Source organism: Streptomyces sp. NPDC052016, from assembly GCF_044548445.1.
Lineage (GTDB): Bacteria > Actinomycetota > Actinomycetes > Streptomycetales > Streptomycetaceae > Streptomyces.
Genome location: NZ_JBIUBX010000023.1, coordinates 119935 through 138519, shown reverse-complemented (window position 1 = coordinate 138519; position 18585 = coordinate 119935). Strand labels below are relative to the sequence as shown.

At 73.1% G+C, this 18585-nt stretch carries 15 protein-coding genes; 1 reads left to right on the top strand and 14 read right to left on the bottom strand.

What is annotated here, in order from left to right; all coding sequences use genetic code 11:
- Positions 1 to 243: 243 nt before the first annotated feature.
- The 7 genes from ACIHAR_RS27240 to bldG all read right to left on the bottom strand — a co-directional run bounded on the left by ACIHAR_RS27240 (position 244) and on the right by bldG (position 9969).
- Positions 244 to 441: a hypothetical protein gene (locus tag ACIHAR_RS27240; RefSeq protein ID WP_365472278.1), complete on the bottom strand. Its 198-nt coding sequence runs from the start codon at positions 439 to 441 to the stop codon at positions 244 to 246.
- Between the two features lie 154 nt (positions 442 to 595).
- A complete protein-coding gene (locus tag ACIHAR_RS27235; protein ID WP_400022340.1) occupies positions 596 to 3487 on the bottom strand; it encodes a protein kinase in 2892 nt (963 codons plus the stop codon).
- Between the two features lie 186 nt (positions 3488 to 3673).
- Positions 3674 to 5191 (bottom strand): methyltransferase, encoded by a 1518-nt coding sequence (locus ACIHAR_RS27230; RefSeq protein WP_400022339.1) that lies wholly within the window; start codon positions 5189 to 5191, stop codon positions 3674 to 3676.
- 287 nt (positions 5192 to 5478) lie between these two features.
- Positions 5479 to 6078, bottom strand: a complete 600-nt coding sequence (locus tag ACIHAR_RS27225; protein WP_365472269.1) for a small secreted protein — start codon at positions 6076 to 6078, stop codon at positions 5479 to 5481.
- 205 nt (positions 6079 to 6283) lie between these two features.
- A complete protein-coding gene (locus tag ACIHAR_RS27220) occupies positions 6284 to 8689 on the bottom strand; it encodes a sodium-translocating pyrophosphatase (RefSeq protein ID WP_365471993.1) in 2406 nt (801 codons plus the stop codon).
- Between the two features lie 382 nt (positions 8690 to 9071).
- Positions 9072 to 9506 (bottom strand): ATP-binding protein, encoded by a 435-nt coding sequence (locus tag ACIHAR_RS27215; protein WP_365471996.1) that lies wholly within the window; start codon positions 9504 to 9506, stop codon positions 9072 to 9074.
- 121 nt (positions 9507 to 9627) lie between these two features.
- Complete coding sequence (gene bldG, locus ACIHAR_RS27210; protein WP_009189842.1) at positions 9628 to 9969, bottom strand: anti-sigma factor antagonist BldG; 342 nt, start codon at positions 9967 to 9969, stop codon at positions 9628 to 9630.
- Between the two features lie 81 nt (positions 9970 to 10050).
- Here bldG and ACIHAR_RS27205 point away from each other — a divergent pair, with 81 nt between their 5' ends.
- On the top strand, positions 10051 to 12516 hold the full coding sequence (locus ACIHAR_RS27205) for a DEAD/DEAH box helicase (protein ID WP_365471999.1): 2466 nt from the start codon (positions 10051 to 10053) through the stop codon (positions 12514 to 12516).
- Between the two features lie 237 nt (positions 12517 to 12753).
- Here the strand turns inward: ACIHAR_RS27205 and ACIHAR_RS27200 are convergent, their stop codons facing one another.
- The 7 genes from ACIHAR_RS27200 to ssd form a co-directional block, all read right to left on the bottom strand.
- Complete coding sequence (locus ACIHAR_RS27200) at positions 12754 to 13200, bottom strand: Rv3654c family TadE-like protein (RefSeq protein WP_365472002.1); 447 nt, start codon at positions 13198 to 13200, stop codon at positions 12754 to 12756.
- Positions 13201 to 13235: 35 nt separating this feature from the next.
- Positions 13236 to 13562 (bottom strand): TadE family type IV pilus minor pilin, encoded by a 327-nt coding sequence (locus ACIHAR_RS27195; protein WP_400022338.1) that lies wholly within the window; start codon positions 13560 to 13562, stop codon positions 13236 to 13238.
- Between the two features lie 34 nt (positions 13563 to 13596).
- Positions 13597 to 13815, bottom strand: coding sequence for a DUF4244 domain-containing protein (locus tag ACIHAR_RS27190; RefSeq protein WP_365472008.1), 219 nt, complete (start codon positions 13813 to 13815; stop codon positions 13597 to 13599).
- A gap of 119 nt (positions 13816 to 13934) precedes the next feature.
- The gene (locus ACIHAR_RS27185; RefSeq protein WP_400022337.1) at positions 13935 to 14720 is read right to left on the bottom strand and encodes a type II secretion system F family protein; all 786 of its coding nucleotides are present in this window, start codon (positions 14718 to 14720) and stop codon (positions 13935 to 13937) included.
- A gap of 206 nt (positions 14721 to 14926) precedes the next feature.
- The gene (locus ACIHAR_RS27180) at positions 14927 to 15796 is read right to left on the bottom strand and encodes a type II secretion system F family protein (RefSeq protein ID WP_365472014.1); all 870 of its coding nucleotides are present in this window, start codon (positions 15794 to 15796) and stop codon (positions 14927 to 14929) included.
- On the bottom strand, positions 15793 to 16986 hold the full coding sequence (locus ACIHAR_RS27175) for a TadA family conjugal transfer-associated ATPase (RefSeq protein WP_400022336.1): 1194 nt from the start codon (positions 16984 to 16986) through the stop codon (positions 15793 to 15795). Before ACIHAR_RS27175 ends, ACIHAR_RS27180 begins: the two co-directional genes overlap by 4 nt.
- Positions 16983 to 18095, bottom strand: coding sequence for a septum site-determining protein Ssd (gene ssd / locus ACIHAR_RS27170; RefSeq protein ID WP_400022335.1), 1113 nt, complete (start codon positions 18093 to 18095; stop codon positions 16983 to 16985). Before ssd ends, ACIHAR_RS27175 begins: the two co-directional genes overlap by 4 nt.
- Between the last annotated feature and the right edge of the window lie 490 nt (positions 18096 to 18585).

Here is an 18585-nt window from a genome sequence, read left to right as displayed (position 1 = left end):
CAGGCCTTGCTCCCGGGGTCGGGTCATGGTGACGCTGCGGAGTGTGACGGTACAGCCCGCCCCCGTGTCAAACGGGAAAAGCCCGCAACGGCCACTCGAACGGTAACCCGACTTCCGCCATTCCTGCCGCCCGGAGTGCCGACCGGCACTTTTCCGCCGGAGCGGAGCACGACCTCTCAATTATCCGTGTTGCCGTCCTTACGCGGTTCTCACCGGTGCTTCAGCAAGATCTTCCGCAGTGCTTCAGAGGCGGGTGAAGCACCACGTTCCGACGGTCAGTGCGACCACGGCGACGAGGGACGCGAGGGCCGCCGATGCGACCGGGCTCACACCCTGGGCGACGGGTTGGCGCTGCCGTACGCGCACCGCCGTCCATCCCAGCAAACCGCTTCCGAACAGGGCGAACACCGTTCCCGTGAAGATCGCCGGCCCACTCTCCATGATCGTCCGCGCCCCTCTTCTCCCCGCCCGCGCATGCCCCGGTCCCGGGAGGCTGACACGCGTGGGCGGCGTCCGGACGAACCCGGGGTGAACGGCGGGTCGACGGGCGGGGGCGATGGGCCGCCGTGAGCGTCGCACCAGGATGCGACCGGACTCACACCGCACCGGGCGCGGGTATCTTTCCCGTCGTCTTCCCGTTGTCGACCCTGCTCACCGTGCACACGATCTTGGTGAATCCGGCGTTCCAGTCCTCCTCGTCGGTCATCCAGCCGACCACGACACGCTCGGAACCGGGCGCCCAGGCCGACTCGAATTTGTTGGCACAGAGCTTGCTCGCGTTGTCGACGCCGTTCTTGTAGCTCATTTTGTCGGCGGCCTGAACGGTTCCGATCACCTGGTCCGTGTGCGGTTTGGCGCAATCCGTGAGGGGCGCCTTGTAGCCGTCGTCCAGATCCTCGTAGATCCAGCAGTCGCCGACGCTCATCTGCCCGACCCACAGGTCCGTGCCGGCGTCCCGGAAGCGGCCCACCTCGCCGCCTATCGCCGCATGGCGGCCGAGGACGAGACATGCCGTACCGCTGTCGGCCGCGGTGAAGCCTTCCCGCGTCGGCACGACGGCGTACCCGCCCGCGTCGGGCAGGGCCGCGACGACCGCCCGGCTCTGCGCGGCGCACCGCTGGGCTCCCCGGTCCCGGGCGTCGGCGAAGTCGGTGGCCGTGTCGACCGCCACGACCTGGCCGTCCGGCCAGTCCTCGGTGCAGTCCACCACCCCCAGGTTCGGCGCCGACGCGAACGGCTCGCCCGACCAGACGGCCTTCACGCAGTCCCCCGTCTCCAGCGGCTGGGTCAGCCCGACGGCCTCGCCGTACGGGTACACGGGCCCGGTCGGCGACGACGACGGCGTGGGCGCGCCCGGCGAGGACGACTTCTTCGCCGCCGGGGTGTCGTCGTCACCGCGACCGACCAGTGACACGGCCGCCCACGCCCCTGCGGCGACCACGAGGACGGCGGCCACGACGAGGGCGATGACCGCGGCCCGCTTCCTGGACGCGGGAGACGGCGGACCGCCGGAGGGACCGGCCGCCGCGAAGAAGGGCGGGATGGGACCGCCACCGTGGCGGCCCGCGTCGTCGCCGTACGTGCCCGCTCCCGCGGGGTACGGCTGCGGGGCGCCCGCGTACGGCGTCCCGTTCGCGCCGCCCGCCGCGTAGGGGCTGCCGGACGCCTGGGCCGCCGGGCCCGCCCAGGCGGCCTGCGCCCGGAAGCCCCCCGCCGCCTGCGCGTACGGATTGCCCGGTGCCGACGGGCGCTGAGCGACAGGCGGCTGCCAAGGACCGTAGGGGGCCGCCGGTGCAGGCGGGGCGCCGGGAGTGTGCTGACCGACGGGCGCCGGGGGAGTGCCGGGGGCCGTGGGCGCACCCGGTGTCGGCGGCGAGCCGCCGGTCGGCGTCTGCGGAGTCTGCGGCGTCCCCGGCGCATACGGCGGCGGGGGCGTGCCCGGCGTGTGCGGGGCCCCCGGCGTGTGCGGGGCGCCCGACACTCCCGCGCCTCCGGAGGGTGTCGGGGAGCCGTACCCGGGGAGGGCACCGTGCCCGCCGGGGACGGCATGCCCAGGGTGTGCGCCGGACCCATCCGGGGTGCCCTGCTCCGGTGGTGCGCCGGACCCATACGAATTGCCCTGCCCCGGTGGTACGTCGGAACTGACGCGCCCGGGCGGTGCGCTGGACACACCAGGCGGCGCGCTGGACACACCGGGGGTGCCGTGCCCTGGTGGTGCGCCGGAACCGACGTGCCCGGGCGGTGCGCCGGAGCCGACGTGCCCGGGCGGTGCGCCGGACCCGCCGGGGATGCCCTGCCCCGGTGGTGCGCTCAGCCCAGGAGACATGCCCTGCCCCGGTGGTGCGCTCGACCCAGGAGACACACCGTGCCCCGGTGGTGCGCCGACCGCGGGAGACACACCGTGCCCCGGAATCGAACCCGCCACGGGTGCCGCGTCCCCCGCCGGACTCCACGGTGCCGGCCCCGCCGCTGCCGCCGCTGCCGCCCCGGCTCCCGCGACGGCCGCGCCGTACCCCTGGGGCGGTGGGCCGAAGGCTCCCGGCGGTGCGCCGGGGTCGCCCGCCACCGCAGCCGTACCCGGTCCCGGCGGTCCCGACGGCCGGGCGCCCTCCGCCGACCGCAGCACCCGCTCCAGTCCCCGGGCCGCCGCCTCCGGCGACGACCTGCGCACGGGGTCCTTGACGAGCAGTCCCTGCAGCACCGGCGCCAGTTCACCGGCCCGTGTCGGCGGGGTCGGATCCTCGCCGAGAAGGGCGGTCAGGGTGGCGTATTCGCCGTGGCGGTCGAAGGGGCCGCGGCCCTCGACGGCGGCGTACAGCGTGGCGCCGAGGGAGAACAGGTCGGCGGCAGGGGTGGGCGGCTCGCCGCGGGCCCGCTCGGGGGCGAGGTAGCCGGGGGTGCCGAGGATGCCCGCGGTCGCGGTGAGCCGGGGCTCGCGGGACTCCGGCTGGAGCGCGATGCCGTAGTCGGTGAGCAGCACGCGCGCGTAGGAGTCGCCCGAGGCGTCCCGCGACACAAGGACGTTGGCCGGTTTCACATCCCTGTGGAGGATGCCGATGCGGTGGCCGGCGGTGAGCGCGTCGAGGACGGCGAGGCCGACGCGGGCCACCTGGACGGGCGGCAGCGGCCCGGAGCGCCGGACGACCGCCTGGAGGTCGACCGCGTCCGGCACGTACTCCATGACGATCCAGGGCAGTCCGTCGTGCATCACCACGTCGTGCACCGTCGCCACGTGCGGATGGCCACGCAGGCGGGCGGCGTGCCGGGCCTCACTGCGGGCCCGGGCGACACGCTGCTCGTGCTCGGTCGCGTCCCTCGGCACCTCCGACAGCGCGATCTCCTTCAGCGCCACCTCGCACGCGAGTTCCTCGTCGTGCGCGAGCCAGACGCGGCCCATGCCGCCCGCGCCCAGCGTGCGCAGCAGCCGGTAGCGGCCGTTGATGATCCTGCCCTGGCCCCGGCCCTGGTCCGGCGTCTCCCCCGCCATCGCGCCTCCCCCCGAGACAGCGCGCCTCCCCCGAGAACGCGCGACGTTCGTCCCTTGAAGGTAGCTTCGCACCCACCACTGACAGGAGGCCTTTTCGTCACCAATCCCGTCGATCCCGTCAGATCGGGCACAGGCGTCTCAGTGGTACGGGCGCGACCCGGCAGAGACGCGCGCCGGCCCGGGGCCTCAGGCCGGTTCGAGGAACCCCTGTTCCACCAGCAGCCGGATCTGCGCCGGCGTACGGTCGCGCAGCAACAGCGGGTCCTCGCCGACGAGTTGCGCGATGGCGTCCAGGATCCGGCCCGCGCTCAGCGAACCGTCGCACACGCCCGCGAACCCCGCGCCGACCGTGTCCACCTTGGTGGCGCGGCGCATGCCGCGGTGCTGCCGCAGCACGACGTGCTCCGGGTCCTCGGCGCCGGGCAGTCCGACCTGCTCCTGCACGACTTCCGCGGCGAGCCTGAAGTGTCCCGTGAGCAGGGCCGCGTCGTCGTGAGTGCGCAGGAAGTCGACGCGGCCGAAGTGCGCCCGGACCGTGTCGCCGAGGGGCTGCTCGACCGGGTGCGGCCACTCCTCGAGGGTGATGGTGGGCGCGGCGGACTCCGTCCTCCGCAGCGTGATCCAGCCGAAGCCGACGGCCTTCACCTTGCGCGCCTCGAACTCGTCCAGCCAGGCGTCGTACCGCGCCTGGTACTCCTCCGGGTCGCCCCGGTGGTCACCGGCGTCCCTGAGCCACAGCTCGGCGTACTGCGTGATGTCCTGCACCTCGCGCTGCACGATCCACGCGTCGCACCCGCGCGGCACCCACGACCGCAGCCTGTCCTGCCAGTCCTCCCCCTCCACGTGCTGCCAGTTGGCGAGGAACTGCGCGAAACCGCCCACGCTCAGGCGTTCCCCCGCCTGCTGAACGAGCGACCGGCACAGATCGTCCCCGCCCATCCCGCCGTCCCGGTACGTCAGCCGCGCACCCGGCGAGATCACGAACGGCGGGTTCGAGACGATCAGGTCGAACGTCTCGTCGTCCCGCACGGGCTCGAACAGCGACCCCTCGCGCAGGTCGGCCTCCGGGGCGCCGGACAGCGCCAGCGTGAGCGCGGTGATGTGCAGGGCACGCGGGTTGAGGTCGGTCGCCGTCACGCGGGTGGCGTGCTGCGCGGCGTGCAGCGCCTGGATGCCGGAGCCGGTGCCGAGGTCGAGGGCGGACTCGACGGGCGTACGGACGGTGATGCCGGCGAGCGTGGTCGACGCCCCGCCGACGCCGAGGACGACGCTCTCGTCGCTGCGGCCGATGCCGCCGGCCCCGCCGACCGCGCACCCCAGGTCGGACACGATGAACCAGTCCTCGCCGCCCGGCCCGCCGTACGGTCGCACGTCGACGGTCGCGGCGACGTCGTCCTCACCCGCGCGCCGCAGCCAGCCGCTCTCCACGCACGCGTGGACGGGCAGAACGCCCTCCACGCGCGCGTAGGGGACCGGCTGCTGGAGCAGGAAGAGGCGGACCAGCGCCTCCAGCGGCGTGTCGCCACGCGTCGCCCGCAGTGCGGGAACGACCTCGCTGCGGGCCAGGGCCGCGTACGCGGGCGCGCCGAGCAGTTCGAGCAGCCCGTCGGCGGTGAAGGAGGCCGCGAGAAGGGCCTCGCGCAGCCGGGCGGCGACGTCGGGGCGGTCGGCGGAGGGCAGGGGGGACAGGGTGGCGTTACTCACGCCCCCATTGTGTCCCGCGCGCGTGCCGCACGCCCCGCGCGGATCAGCCGACCGGACCGCCGGCGGCGGCCGACGGGCCCGGCAACGGGTGGCCGCGGCAGCGGGACGGCCGCAGCATGGGACGGCCGCAGCATGGGATGGCCGCGGCATGGGGCGGCTGCGGCATGGGCGGCTGCGGCATGGGCGGCTGCGGCCGGACATCAGGTGATCGCCCGCCCGGGATCACCCGGCCTTGTGCCCGGGGTCACCCACCCCGTGCCCCGTGTCAGCCGGTCCGTGGCCCCCGATCAGCTGCTCGCGGCCCGCGCCGAGGCCGAGGCCGCCACCTTCTTGCAGCTGTCCTGCTTGGCCATGGCGTCCTTGACGTCGCCCTGCTCCAGGTTCTTCAGTGCCGTGTTGCCGCTCTTGCTGAGGCTGCCCAGCTCGGTGGCGATGTCCTGGAGGCCGTCGGCGAACTTCGCCTGGTCCTTGGTGTCGAGCGCGTCGACCTTCTTCTTCAGGTCGGCGTAGGACGCGGAGAGGCCGTTGAGGGCCGTGACGGCGTCCTGCTGCTTCTTCTCGCCGCCCTCGACGCCGGGCGGCGTCCCCGCCTTCTGGACGGCCTGCGCGAGTGCCTTGTAGGCGTCGGACATGTCCTGGAAGGCCTGGGAGTCGGTCTTCTGGACGTTCGCCGGGGCGTTGTTGTCCGTGGCGGCCTTCTTGATGGCGTCGTTGGCCGCGTCGACCTTGGCATCCTGGGCGGGCAGCGCGTCGCAGACCTGCTTGGCCCAGGCGTCGAGCTCCTTGTTGCCGTCGTCGCTGCTGCATCCCGACAGCGCCAGTACCAGTACCGCACCGCCGGACAGTGCGGCCGCGAGCTTCTTGTTCACCGGATTGGTCCCTTCCATGGCTCTCGGCCCCGGAACATACACGCCAACCGGGCGACAGCCCCAGGATGAATGTCCTTCATATGCGCCTATAGATCCATTTGCACGAAGAGAGAGAAGGCTCACGGGCCGGGCGCACACGCAACGAAACGGGCGGCCGACGCGTCAACACGCGTCGGCCGCCCGCCCCTTGAGCTGCGGAACCTGACCGGAACCCGGCAGGTCCCTACGAAACCACCGCCGAATCCGCCGACTTGGGGGAAGAATCGGCGTCGCCTTCGTCACCCACGGCGATCCCGCGCCGCTTGGAGACGTACACCGCGCCGACGATCACGGCCAGCGAGAGCACCGCGATCACGATCCGCACGGCGAGGTTCTCGTCCTCTCCGTAGCTGAACTGGATCACCGCGGGCGCGATGAGCAGCGCCACGAGGTTCATCACCTTCAGCAGGGGGTTGATGGCGGGGCCGGCGGTGTCCTTGAAGGGGTCGCCGACGGTGTCGCCGATCACGGTGGCCGCATGGGCCTCGCTGCCCTTGCCGCCGTGGTGGCCGTCCTCGACCAGCTTCTTGGCGTTGTCCCAGGCCCCGCCGGAGTTGGCGAGGTAGACCGCCATCAGGGTGCCCGCGCCGATCGCGCCCGCCAGATAGGCGCCGAGCGCGCCGACGCCGAGCGTGAACCCGACGAAGATCGGCGCCATGACGGCCAGCAGACCGGGGGTCGCCAGCTCCCTCAGCGCGTCCCTGGTACAGATGTCGACGACCTTGCCGTACTCCGGCTTCTCGGTGAAGTCCATGATCCCGGGCTTCTCACGGAACTGCCGGCGCACCTCGAAAACCACGGAACCCGCCGAGCGCGAGACCGCGTTGATCGCCAGCCCCGAGAAGAGGAAGACGACCGCCGCGCCGGCGATCAGACCGACGAGGTTGTTCGGCTGCGAGATGTCCATCATCAGACTCATCGGCGCGCCGTCACCGCTGAGCTTCTCGCCGACGTCCCGCGCGCCGGTCGTGATCGCGTCACGGTACGACCCGAAGAGCGCCGACGCCGCGAGAACGGCGGTGGCGATGGCGATGCCCTTGGTGATGGCCTTGGTGGTGTTGCCGACCGCGTCGAGGTTGGTGAGCACCTGCGCGCCCGCCCCCTCGACGTCGCCGGACATCTCGGCGATGCCCTGCGCGTTGTCGGAGACCGGTCCGAAGGTGTCCATCGCGACGATCACGCCGACGGTGGTGAGCAGACCGGTGCCGGCCAGGGCCACCGCGAACAGCGCCAGCATGATCGACGTACCGCCGAGGAGGAACGCCCCGTACACGCTCAGACCGATCAGCAGGGCGGTGTAGACGGCGGACTCCAGGCCGACGGAGATGCCGGCGAGGATCACCGTGGCGGGGCCCGTCAGCGACGTCTTGCCGATGTCCCGGACCGGACGGCGGGTGGTCTCGGTGAAGTATCCGGTCAGCTGCTGGATGACGGCGGCCAGGAGGATGCCGATCGCCACCGCGACCAGGGCGAGGATCCGCGGATCGCCGTCCTTGCCGAGGATCGCCTCGTCGGTGACGCCGTCGAGGTCCGCGTACGACCCGGGGAGGTACACGAAGACGGCGACGGCCACCAGCGCGAGCGAGATCACCGCGGAGATGAAGAAGCCCCGGTTGATCGCGGACATGCCGCTGCGGTCGGTCCGCCGGGGCGCCACCGCGAAGATGCCGATCATCGCGGTGATCACACCGATGGCGGGGACCAGGAGCGGGAACGCGAGCCCGGCGTCGCCGAAGGCCGCCGTGCCGAGGATCAGTGCGGCGACGAGGGTTACGGCGTACGACTCGAAGAGGTCGGCCGCCATGCCCGCGCAGTCGCCCACGTTGTCGCCCACGTTGTCGGCGATCGTCGCGGCGTTGCGCGGGTCGTCCTCCGGGATGCCCTGTTCGACCTTGCCGACCAGGTCGGCGCCGACGTCGGCGGCCTTGGTGAAGATGCCTCCGCCGACACGCATGAACATCGCGATCAGCGCCGCGCCGAGACCGAAGCCCTCCAGGACCTTCGGCGCGTCGGCCGTGTACACCAGCACCACGCAGGAGGCGCCGAGCAGACCGAGCCCCACCGTGAACATGCCGACGACGCCGCCCGTACGGAAAGCGATCTTCATAGCCTTGTGCGAAACGGTGGTGAGATCCTTTTCCGGTTCACCCGCCGCAGGAGTCGCTTCCCGGGCCGCCGCGGCGACGCGCACATTACTGCGCACGGCGAGCCACATGCCGATATAGCCGGTGGCCGCCGAGAACGCCGCACCGATCAGGAAGAAGATCGATCGTCCGGCGCGCTGATTCCAGTCGTCCGCGGGCAGCAGCATGAGCAGGAAGAACACCACGACGGCGAATACGCCGAGTGTGCGCAACTGGCGTGCCAGATAGGCGTTGGCGCCTTCCTGGATGGCCGCCGCGATCTTCTTCATGCTGTCGGTGCCCTCGCCGGCCGCGAGCACCTGGCGCACAAGTACGCCCGCGACCACGAGCGCAGCCAGTGCGACGACCCCGATGACCACCACGAGGAGGCGGTTGCCGTCGGTCAGCACTGCAGCTGCGAAGGTTGTGGGGTGGTCCAACCGATGAGGGGTAGAAAGCCCCGCCATTCGTCCTCCTTGACGCTTGGGCTGAGCTCAAGATGTGGACGGATTGTAGGTACCGGAACCTGATCAAAACAGTGCGCGGTAAATGCAATTCGCCTTCGCACGCGATCGGGTGATCAAGTGGGGACGGTAATGCCCTCAAGGCATTGTGGTTCGTGAATTGATTCACGAAATTCCCGGGCAAGATTCACTTCTTCAAGATTCACTTCCTGGGACCACTGTAAGCGCGTCAGGCGATCTCCGCACATGACGAAGGACCCCACGAGTGGGGCCCTTCGTCGTGCGTTTCCGTATGGGTGTGCGCGTGTCGCCGCGATGCCGGATACGGCCATCGGGGTGAGGCGTTCGCGTCAGGCGCCTCATGCCCGGCGCCCTGCGCCCGGCGTCAGACCATGGGCGCGGCGGCCGGTGTGCTCGGCCAGGTCATGCGGATCGACCCGCCGTGCTCGCCGGCGGTGACCTCGACGTCGTCGACGAGGCCGCTGATGACCGCGAGGCCCATCTCGTCCTCCTCGGCCTCCAGGTCGGCCTCCTCGCCGGAGCCCGGCTCCCGGTCTCCGGGAACCGCGTGCGGTGCCTCGTCGCCCACCTCGATGGAGAACTGTTTCTCCTCCTCGATGAGCAGCACCTTCACCGGCGCGGTGATGCCGCCCGTCTGGTGCAGTCCGACGGCGCGGGTGCAGGCCTCGCCGACGGCGAGCCTGACCTCGTCGAGAACGGCCTCGTCCACTCCGGCCCTGCGCGCCACCGCTGCCGCCACCAGCCGGGCGGTCCTGACGTGCTCGGGCAGCGCGCTGAAGCGGAGCTCAACGGTGGCCATGCATCCCCCTCGGAACTACGGGCGTGCTGTCGGGGGGCCGGGCCGCCGAAAGCCCGGTCCCCCGGTGTGTGCAACTGTGCTGCCGCCCCGGGCGCGGCTGTGACGTGCCCGGGATCGGTGATCAGTCGGTGGCCGCTACCGCTTCGTCGACCGAGGTGTGGATGGGGAACACCTTGGTGAGACCGGTGATGCGGAAGATCTTGAGAATGCGCTCCTGGTTGCAGACCAGGCGCAGCGAGCCCTCATGGGCACGCACTCGCTTCAGACCTCCGACCAGCACGCCGAGCCCGGTGGAGTCGAGGAAGTCCACGCCCTCCATGTCGACGACGAGGTGGAAATTCCCGTCGTTCACCAGCTCGACCAGCTGCTCGCGCAGTTTGGGCGCGGTATATACGTCGATTTCGCCACCGACCTCGACGACCGTACGATCGCCGACGGTACGGGTCGACAGGGACAGGTCCACGGATCCTCCAGCACCTTGCTATCGAGCGGTCGCCCCTCGGGACACCTCGGCAGGAGCCCCCGGGACGGTTCGCCAGCCGCGATGGCATTCAATCACTTACCGGCAGGCGTACACGACGCCTTGGCTCCATTGTCCGTCACGCCAGTGACACACTCGGTGCCGATGGCCAAGAATCACCGATCCGATCGATCCTCGGCACAGCCCGCCTCCCGCCTGTCGCCGGGCGAGATCCTGGACCGGCTCGCCCCGGGGCCGAGCCGGGCGTCGCGCATCACTCATACGGAGCACTTGCCCCCGCGCGCGGGCCGCCATGCCGTCTGGCCTGACCGGATTCGCCCGGAGGTCATCGCGGCCGTTCAGGCGTGCGGCATCGAACACCCCTGGGCCCACCAGGCCCGCGCCGCCGAGCACGCCCTGGACGGCGACTCGGTGGTCGTCGCGACGGGCACGGCGTCCGGCAAGTCCCTGGCGTACCTGGTGCCGGTTCTCTCGACGCTCCTGGAGGGCTCGGAGGCCGCGAACGGCCGCGGTGCCACCGCGCTCTACCTGGCCCCCACGAAAGCTCTTGCGGCGGACCAGTGCCGGTCCGTGAAGAAACTTTCACAGCCTCTGGGGACGGCGGTACGCCCGGCCGTGTACGACGGCGACACCCCGTTCGAGGAACGCGAGTGGATCCGCCAGTACGCCAACTACGTCCTCACCAACCCGGACATGCTGCACCGCGGCATACTCCCGTCCCACCCCCGCTGGTCCTCCTTCCTGAAGTCGCTGAAGTACGTCGTCATCGACGAGTGCCACACCTACCGCGGCGTCTTCGGCTCGCACGTCGCCCAGGTGCTGCGCCGCCTGCGCCGCCTGTGCGCCCGCTACGGCGCCTCCCCCGTCTTCCTGCTGGCCTCCGCCACGGCGGCCGAGCCCGCGGTCGCCGCCGGCCGCCTGACCGGCCTCCCGGTCGTGGAGGTCGCCGACGACGCCTCCCCGCGTGGTGAACTGGTGTTCGCCCTCTGGGAGCCCCCGCTCACCGAGATGCAGGGCGAGAGAGGCGCCCCGGTCCGCCGCACCGCCACCGCCGAGACCGCCGACCTGCTCACCGACCTCGCCGTCCAGGGGGTGCGCACGGTCGCCTTCGTCCGCTCCCGGCGCGGCGCCGAGCTGATCTCGGTGATCGCCCAGGAGCGCCTCGGCGAGGTCGACCGCTCCCTGGCCCGGCGTGTCGCGGCGTACCGCGGCGGCTACCTCCCCGAGGAACGCCGCGCCCTGGAGCAGGCCCTGCACTCCGGCGAACTCCTCGGCCTGGCCGCGACGACCGCCCTCGAACTCGGCATCGACGTCTCCGGCCTGGACGCCGTCCTGATCGCCGGCTACCCGGGCACGCGCGCCTCCCTGTGGCAGCAGGCGGGCCGCGCGGGGCGGGCCGGGCAGGGGGCGCTGGCGGTGCTGATCGCCCGCGACGACCCGCTGGACACCTTCCTCGTCCACCACCCCGAGGCCCTGTTCGACCGCCCCGTGGAGTCGACGGTCCTCGACCCCGACAATCCCTACGTCCTCGCCCCCCACCTGTGCGCGGCCGCCGCCGAGATCCCCCTGACGGACGAGGACCTGGAACTGTTCGGCCCGGAGACCACGGGACTGCTGCCGCAGCTGGAGGCCGCGAAGCTGCTGCGCCGCCGGACGCGGGCCTGGCACTGGACACGCCGGGAACGGGCCGCCGACCTCACCGACATCCGGGGCGAGGGTGGCCGCCCGGTCCAGATCGTCGAGGAGGGGACGGGCCGCCTGCTCGGCACGGTCGACGAGGGCGCCGCCCACGCGACCGTCCACGAGGGCGCCGTCCACCTGCACCAGGGGCGCACGTACCTGGTGCGGTCACTGGACCTGGAGGACTCGGTCGCCCTGGTCGAGGAGGCCAGTCCGCCGTACGCGACGGTCGCCCGCGACACGACGTCGATCTCCGTCCTGGAGACGGACGTCGAAGTCCCCTGGGGCGACGGCCGGTTGTGCTACGGCTCCGTCGAAGTCACCAACCAAGTGGTCTCCTTCCTGCGTCGACGGCTCATCACCGGTGAGGTACTGGGCGAGTCGAAGCTCGACCTCCCTCCTCGTACGCTGCGCACCCGTGCGGTGTGGTGGACGGTCACCGAGGACCAGTTGGACGCCGCCCGCATCAACCCCGAGATCCTCGGCGGCGCCCTGCACGCCGCCGAACACGCCTCCATCGGCATGCTGCCCCTCTTCGCGACCTGCGACCGCTGGGACATCGGAGGCGTGTCGATCCCCCTGCACCCCGACACGCTCCTGCCCACGGTCTTCGTCTACGACGGCCACCCGGGCGGCGCGGGCTTCGCGGAGCGCGCCTTCCACACGGCCCGCGCCTGGCTGACCGCCACCCGCCAGGCCATCGCCTCCTGCGAATGCGAGGCCGGCTGCCCGTCCTGCATCCAGTCCCCCAAGTGCGGCAACGGCAACGATCCACTGCACAAGAGGGGGGCGGTACGGCTGCTCACGGAACTGCTGAGGGGGGCTCCGGAGGACAAGCCGGTGGATTAGCGGGCGGGGTGGGGACGGCCCACCTGGCGGGGTGGGGACGGACCGCTGGGCGGGGGTGGAAGGACGCAACGGGCGCCGGCACCGGAGGAGGCGCCTACCGAAGCCGTCGGTGCCGGTGCTGTCAGCCCACCGGCGGCGGAGCCGGAGCCTTCGGTGCTGTCGACCCCACCGGCGCCGATACGGGAGCGGATCGTGCTCTCGCCTTCAGAGGCGGCGGAACCGGAGCCGTCGGTGCTGTCACCCCACCTGCGACGGAACGGGAGGAGACGGCGCTGTCGACCCCACCGGCGGCGGAGCCGGAGGTGGGGCCGGAGGTGGGGCCGGAGGTGGCTGCTCAGGCCCCGGAGGCCCCGCCCTCGCCCTGACCTCCGCCGAGAACGGCCCCCGCCCGGCCGCCGCCGTCACGTCGGAGATCTCCCCGACGACCGCGCACCGCACGAGCCGCGCGCCCTGCGCCCGAGTCACCCGCTCCGCCTGGGCGCAGGCCGCCGACGCACCGTCCGTCCAGTGGTCGGCGGCCGCCAGTGCCGCGAGATCCGCGGCGCCGGCGGCGCGATGCCGGGCCAGCACGGCCTGCCCCAAGGCGAGCACCACGCCGAACACCACGCACAGCACGGCGATCGCACCGACCGTCCAGACGCTCGCCGAACCTCGGTCGGAAACCCCACAGCGACGCCCGCCCACCACAGCGCCCCTGACGAACCGGCCTCGTCGCCCTCTCACTGCCCCACCTCCACGTCCTCCGCCGCCGCCACGGCCTCCTCCCGTACCTCGAACGGCAGCCCCCGCAGCACCGGCGGCCTCGCCACGACCACCACCCGGACCTGGCCGCCCTCCCGGCTGACCGTCACCCGCGCCCCGCGCGGTGCCGTCGCCCTGGTCACCTGCGCCACCGCGTCGGCCGGGTCCTGCCGGGCGGCGGCCCGGGCGCCGGTCCTGGCCGCGTCGAGGCACTGGATCTGAGCCGCCATGACGAGCAGCCCCCACACCAGCGCCATCGCGAACGCCACCAGCACCGGCAGCACGACCGCCGACTCCGCCGTCACGAACCCCCGGTCCGCGGCCCGCGCACGTCCGCGCTCACGTACGCGCACTGAGCGCCCGCTTCACGATGCCCTGCAACTCCGCGGTGACCGTCCCGCTCGTCACCACCTTGTAGAGGATCACGGCGAACGCGACCGCCGCGACGATTCCCATCGCGTACTCGGACGTCACCATCCCCGCGTCCTTCCGCGCCGTGCACACCCTGTGCACCCTGCACACCAGGGCACGCAACCGCGCCCGTACCGCCTTGCTCATCTCAACCCCCGTGAGGTTCGACCCGTTGTTCCGGTGAGCCTTTCGGCCCTGTCAGTCGTTTTTGCCGACCCGTGTCGGCTTCGTTCGCTCTTCTCCCGCACCTGCAGCTCAGCGCACTCTCACGGCGCACCCCCTCCCAGCGCCCCACCCGCCAGGCCGATCACGACGGGTGCGATGCCCACCGCGATGAAGGCGGGCAGGAAGCACAGCCCGACCGGTGCGGTGACCAGGACGGCCGCGCGCCGGGCCCGTGCGGTCCCCGCCCGTGCCCACTCGGCGCGGGCGTCCGCGGCGAGCCGGGCGACCGGTCCGGCCGCCGGAAGCCCTGAGACGTCGGCCCGCTCCAACAACCGGGCGAGGGACGCCGCTCCCGGCACCGCGGCCAGCCGCCGCCACGCGGTGGCGGGTTCGCCTCCCAACCGCACCTCGGCGGCACCGTGCGCCAGCCCGTCCCCGACGGGACCGCCCAGTGCCTCGCCGACCGCCTGTGCCGCGATCACCGGACCGGCGCCCGCCGCGATGCACGCGGCCAGCAGGTCGGCGGCGAGCGGCAGTTGCCGCGCCGCAGCCCGCAGATCGGCCTCGCTCACGGCGTCGACCGCCCGCCGCCGACGGCGCCACCACGCCAGCACCGCGGCGCCGATCAGCCCGAGGCCGAGGCCGACGACACCACCGCCCACCAACCAGCCGGCGCCCAGGACCGCCACCTCGGGCAGCCACCGCCGCGCGACCTCCCGCAGTCCGGGACGCGGGATGTCGTGCACCGCCGCCCGCGCCAGCAGTTCGGCAAGCCGCTGCCGCGTTCTGCGCTCACGCCGTGCAACCGTCAGCCACCGCACCGACCACGCCAGCACCAGTACGCCCCCCACGGCCACCCACAGCCTGTGGACAACTTCCGCACTCATTCCGCCTCCGCCCCCGATCCCTCTCTCCTCACCGGCAGCGCTCGGCCCGTCGACCGCCCCGCCGGAGGGCCCCGCCGATCACCCCACCGGAGGTCCCCGTCGGACCGCCCCGCCGGAACCCTTCGCCGGGCACCCCCTCCGCCCGCGCCCGCTGCCCGCTCCCCGTCCACGCCACCCGCGCTCATCACGCCCCCACACACCACGCCTCACACCTCCTCCGCACCCCGCACGATCCGCATCGCCCACCACATGCCGAGGCCCTCCAGCACCCCACCGACCAGCAGGCACCCCCACCCCGCGCCGGTGTGCAGCAGGACGCGCAGGGGGTCGGCACCGAGTGCGGTCCCCAGGGCGAGGCCCAGCACGGGGAGTCCGGCGAGCATCACCGCCGTGGATCGCGCACCCGCCAACTGAGCGCGTAGATCCGCCCGCTGATCCCGTTCCGCTCGCAACGCCCCTTCCAGGCGGTCGAGGCCTGCGGCGAGGCCTGCGCCCTGGTCCACGGCCACCCGCCAGCACGCGGCGAGCCCGAGCAGTCCGTCGGCCCCGGGCCGGCGTGCCGCGGCGGCGAGCGCTCCGGGCACGTCCCCGCCGAACCGTGCCGCCGCCAGCACGGTGGCCTGCGCCGCGCCCAGCCCTCCGGAGTCGCGAGCGGCCCGCTGCAAGGCTTCCCCGGGCTGCCGTCCCGCGCGCACTTCCCCGGCGAGCGCGGCGCACAGCGCGATCACGGCGTCACCCCGGCGCTCCCCGGCCCGCCGCGCCTCGCGAGCCCGCCGCAACCGACGCAGCAGGGGCACACCGGCCGCTCCCGCGACGACCGGCAGTACCGAGGCGCCCAACACCGCCAGGGCCAGTCCGGCGACCGGCGCCCACCACTCGGGCCGCCACCGCCCACGCACCCTCCGCAGTTCGCCGGCCAGGTCCTGCCAGGACGGCGGCCCACTGCCGGCCGCCCCGCCTCCCGCCAGCAGCAGCTGTGCCCGCCGCGCCCCGGAGTACGGACCGCTCAGCAGCCAGATCGCCGCCCCGGCACAAAGCGCGGCCGTGACCATCGGCGCCTCAGGCATCACGCTCATCTCTCTCCCCCATCCTGACTTCGCAGCAAGTCCCGCAGGCGCTCCCACCCGCGCTCGCGGCTGAACGCCTCCGCCCGCCACCGCAGCGCCGGCACCGTCCGCACCAGCCCGGACGAGTCCCGCTCCAGAACGTGCACCTCGGCGATCCGCCGTCTCCCGGCCCGGTCCCGCACGAGATGCAGCACCACCGACAGGGCGGCCGCCAACTGGCTGTGCAGCGCGGCCCGGTCCAGGCCGGCAGCCGTGCCGAGCGCCTCCAGGCGGGCCGGGACGTCCGCGGCGGCGTTGGCGTGGACCGTGCCGCAGCCGCCCTCGTGGCCCGTGTTCAGCGCGGCCAGCAGGTGGACGACCTCCGGCCCGCGCACCTCGCCCACGACCAGCCGGTCCGGTCGCATCCGCAGCGCCTGCCGCACCAGGTCCTCGAGCGTGATGAGCCCCGCTCCCTCCTGGTTGGCGGGTCTGGTCTCGAGCCGGACGACGTGCGGGTGATCCGGCCGCAGCTCCGCCGAGTCCTCCGCGAGCACGATGCGCTCCCCGGGCCCCCCCAGGCCCAGCAGGGCGCTGAGCAGGGTCGTCTTGCCGCTGCCGGTGCCGCCGCTGACCAGGAACGACAACCGGGCCCGCAGCAGGTCCCGCAGCACCTGGTCGCCGCCCGGCGGCACGGTGCCCGCGGCCACCAGTTCGTCGAGCGTGAACGCCCGCGGCCGCACCACCCGCAACGACAGGCACGTGCAGCCGACGGCGACCGGGGGCAGCACCGCGTGCAGCCGGGTGCCGTCGGGCAGCCGCGCGTCGGCCCAGGGCCGGGCGTCGTCGAGTCGCCGTCCGGCCACCGCGGCCAGGCGCTGCGCGAGGCGTCGAACGGCTGCCGCGTCCGGGAAGGTGACGGTGGTCAACTCCAGGCCACCGCCGCGGTCGACCCAGACCCGGTCCGGGGCCGACACCAGCACGTCGGTCACCGAGGGGTCGGCGAGCAGTGGCTCCAGGGGCCCGCTGCCGACGAGTTCCGACCTCAGTTGCTCTGCCGCGCCGAGGACCTCCGCGTCGCCGAGGACCCGCCCTTGTTCCCTCAGCGCCTGTGCCACGCGCGCGGGGGTCGGCTCGGCGCCGCTCTCGGCGAGCCACTGCCGGACGCCGTCGAGCAGCGCTCCCGTTCCCCTCAGCCGTTCGAGTCCGGGCACCGTGCTCATGCGCCACCTGCCTCGACCAGCGCCCGCTCCCAGAACTCCTTGCAGAACCGGGCGAGGGGCCCGCGGGGGGCCGCGCCGGGTGGCGCCTTGCCGCCGTCCGGACGCAGCAGCCCCGACTCGACGGGCACCTCGCCGGCCAGCGGCAGTCCGAGCAGCCGGGCCACCTCACGGTCGTCGAGTCCGGGCGTGTACGGCCCGCGTACCGCCACCCGAAGGTCGCGCAGGACCATGCCGACGGCGGAGGCGACACGTCCGGCAGCCGCGACCGCGCGCAGTTCCGCCGGGACCACGAGGAGCCCGACGTCGATCTGGGCGAGGGCCTCGGCGACGCCGTCGTCGACGCGGCGCGGCAGGTCGACGACGACCGTGCCGCCTCGGCGCCGGGCTGCGGCGAGCACCGCGCGTACCGCCTGCGGCGGAATGGTGACGCAGTCGCCGCGGTCCCAGCTGAGCACCCGCAGCCGGTGCAGCTCGGGCAGTGACTCCTCCAGGGCGCCGCCGCCGACCCGGCCGCGTGAGGCGGCGAACGCGGGCCAGCGCAATCCTTCCGCGGTCTCCCCGCCGAGGAGCACGTCGAGTCCGCCGCCCAGCGGATCGGCGTCCACGAGGAGGGTGCGCAGTCCCTCACGCGCGGAGGTGACGGCAAGGGCGCACGCGAGCGTGGACGCTCCGGCGCCACCGCGCCCGCCGACGACGCCGACGGTGAGAGCGGGCCGGCCGACGCCCTCGGCGACGTCGGCGATGCGGTCGACCAGCCACTGTTCACCGTCGGGCAGCACCAGGACGTGGTCGGCTCCGATCTCGACGGCGCGTCGCCACACCCCGGAGTCGTCCTGGTCGCGTCCGACGAGAACCACTCCGCGCCTGCGGGCGGCCCCGCGCACCCGGCGCGCGGCGTCGTCGCCGACCAGGACGAGCGGCGCGGACTCCCAGCCGCCCCGCTGTTCCGGAACGGAGGGGTGCACCTCCGGTGTGGCGCCTGCCGCGGCGCACAGCCGCAGCAGGTCGTCGAGGAGCTCGGCGTCCTCGGTGACAATCAGCGGCCTGCCCTGCCGTCCTCCGGTGGCGGGCGGCGGGTCGTGTGTGACGGCTCCGGTCACGGTTTCCATCCCCCTTCGCTGCGGGGCGCGCGCCGCTCCGCGGCCCCGCGATTCCCCTGCGTGTGAAGAACCGGCGAGCGGTCTCCATATGAACGACCGGCGGAAACCGGCCCACGCGCCCGGCAAACGGAACCGGCCAAGAACTCGCCGCGAGCGGACGCGTCGGAATCACGGTGCAGCGAACCCGGAAATCTTGTGGATCTTGGTGGATAACTGTGGACGAGAGGATGGTTGTGAATATCGCTGTCACCCATACCGGTGAGCGCTGTCCCAGTCCCCGTACGACTTCCGCAGAGCAGTCCGACGACTACGCAGCGTGACGGGTTGCGGGCATGCGGAAGATGCGGCTGCGGACGCCTCGGCATGGCGTCACGGCCGCTTGCAGAAGAGGAAAACCCACCCGGACATGCGACGACCCCCGCCGGGGGGGAGAGCGGGGGTCGTCTCCACGGCCGACTCGGGGGGGGAGGAGCCGGACCGGGTTAGCACGGTCGCGAAC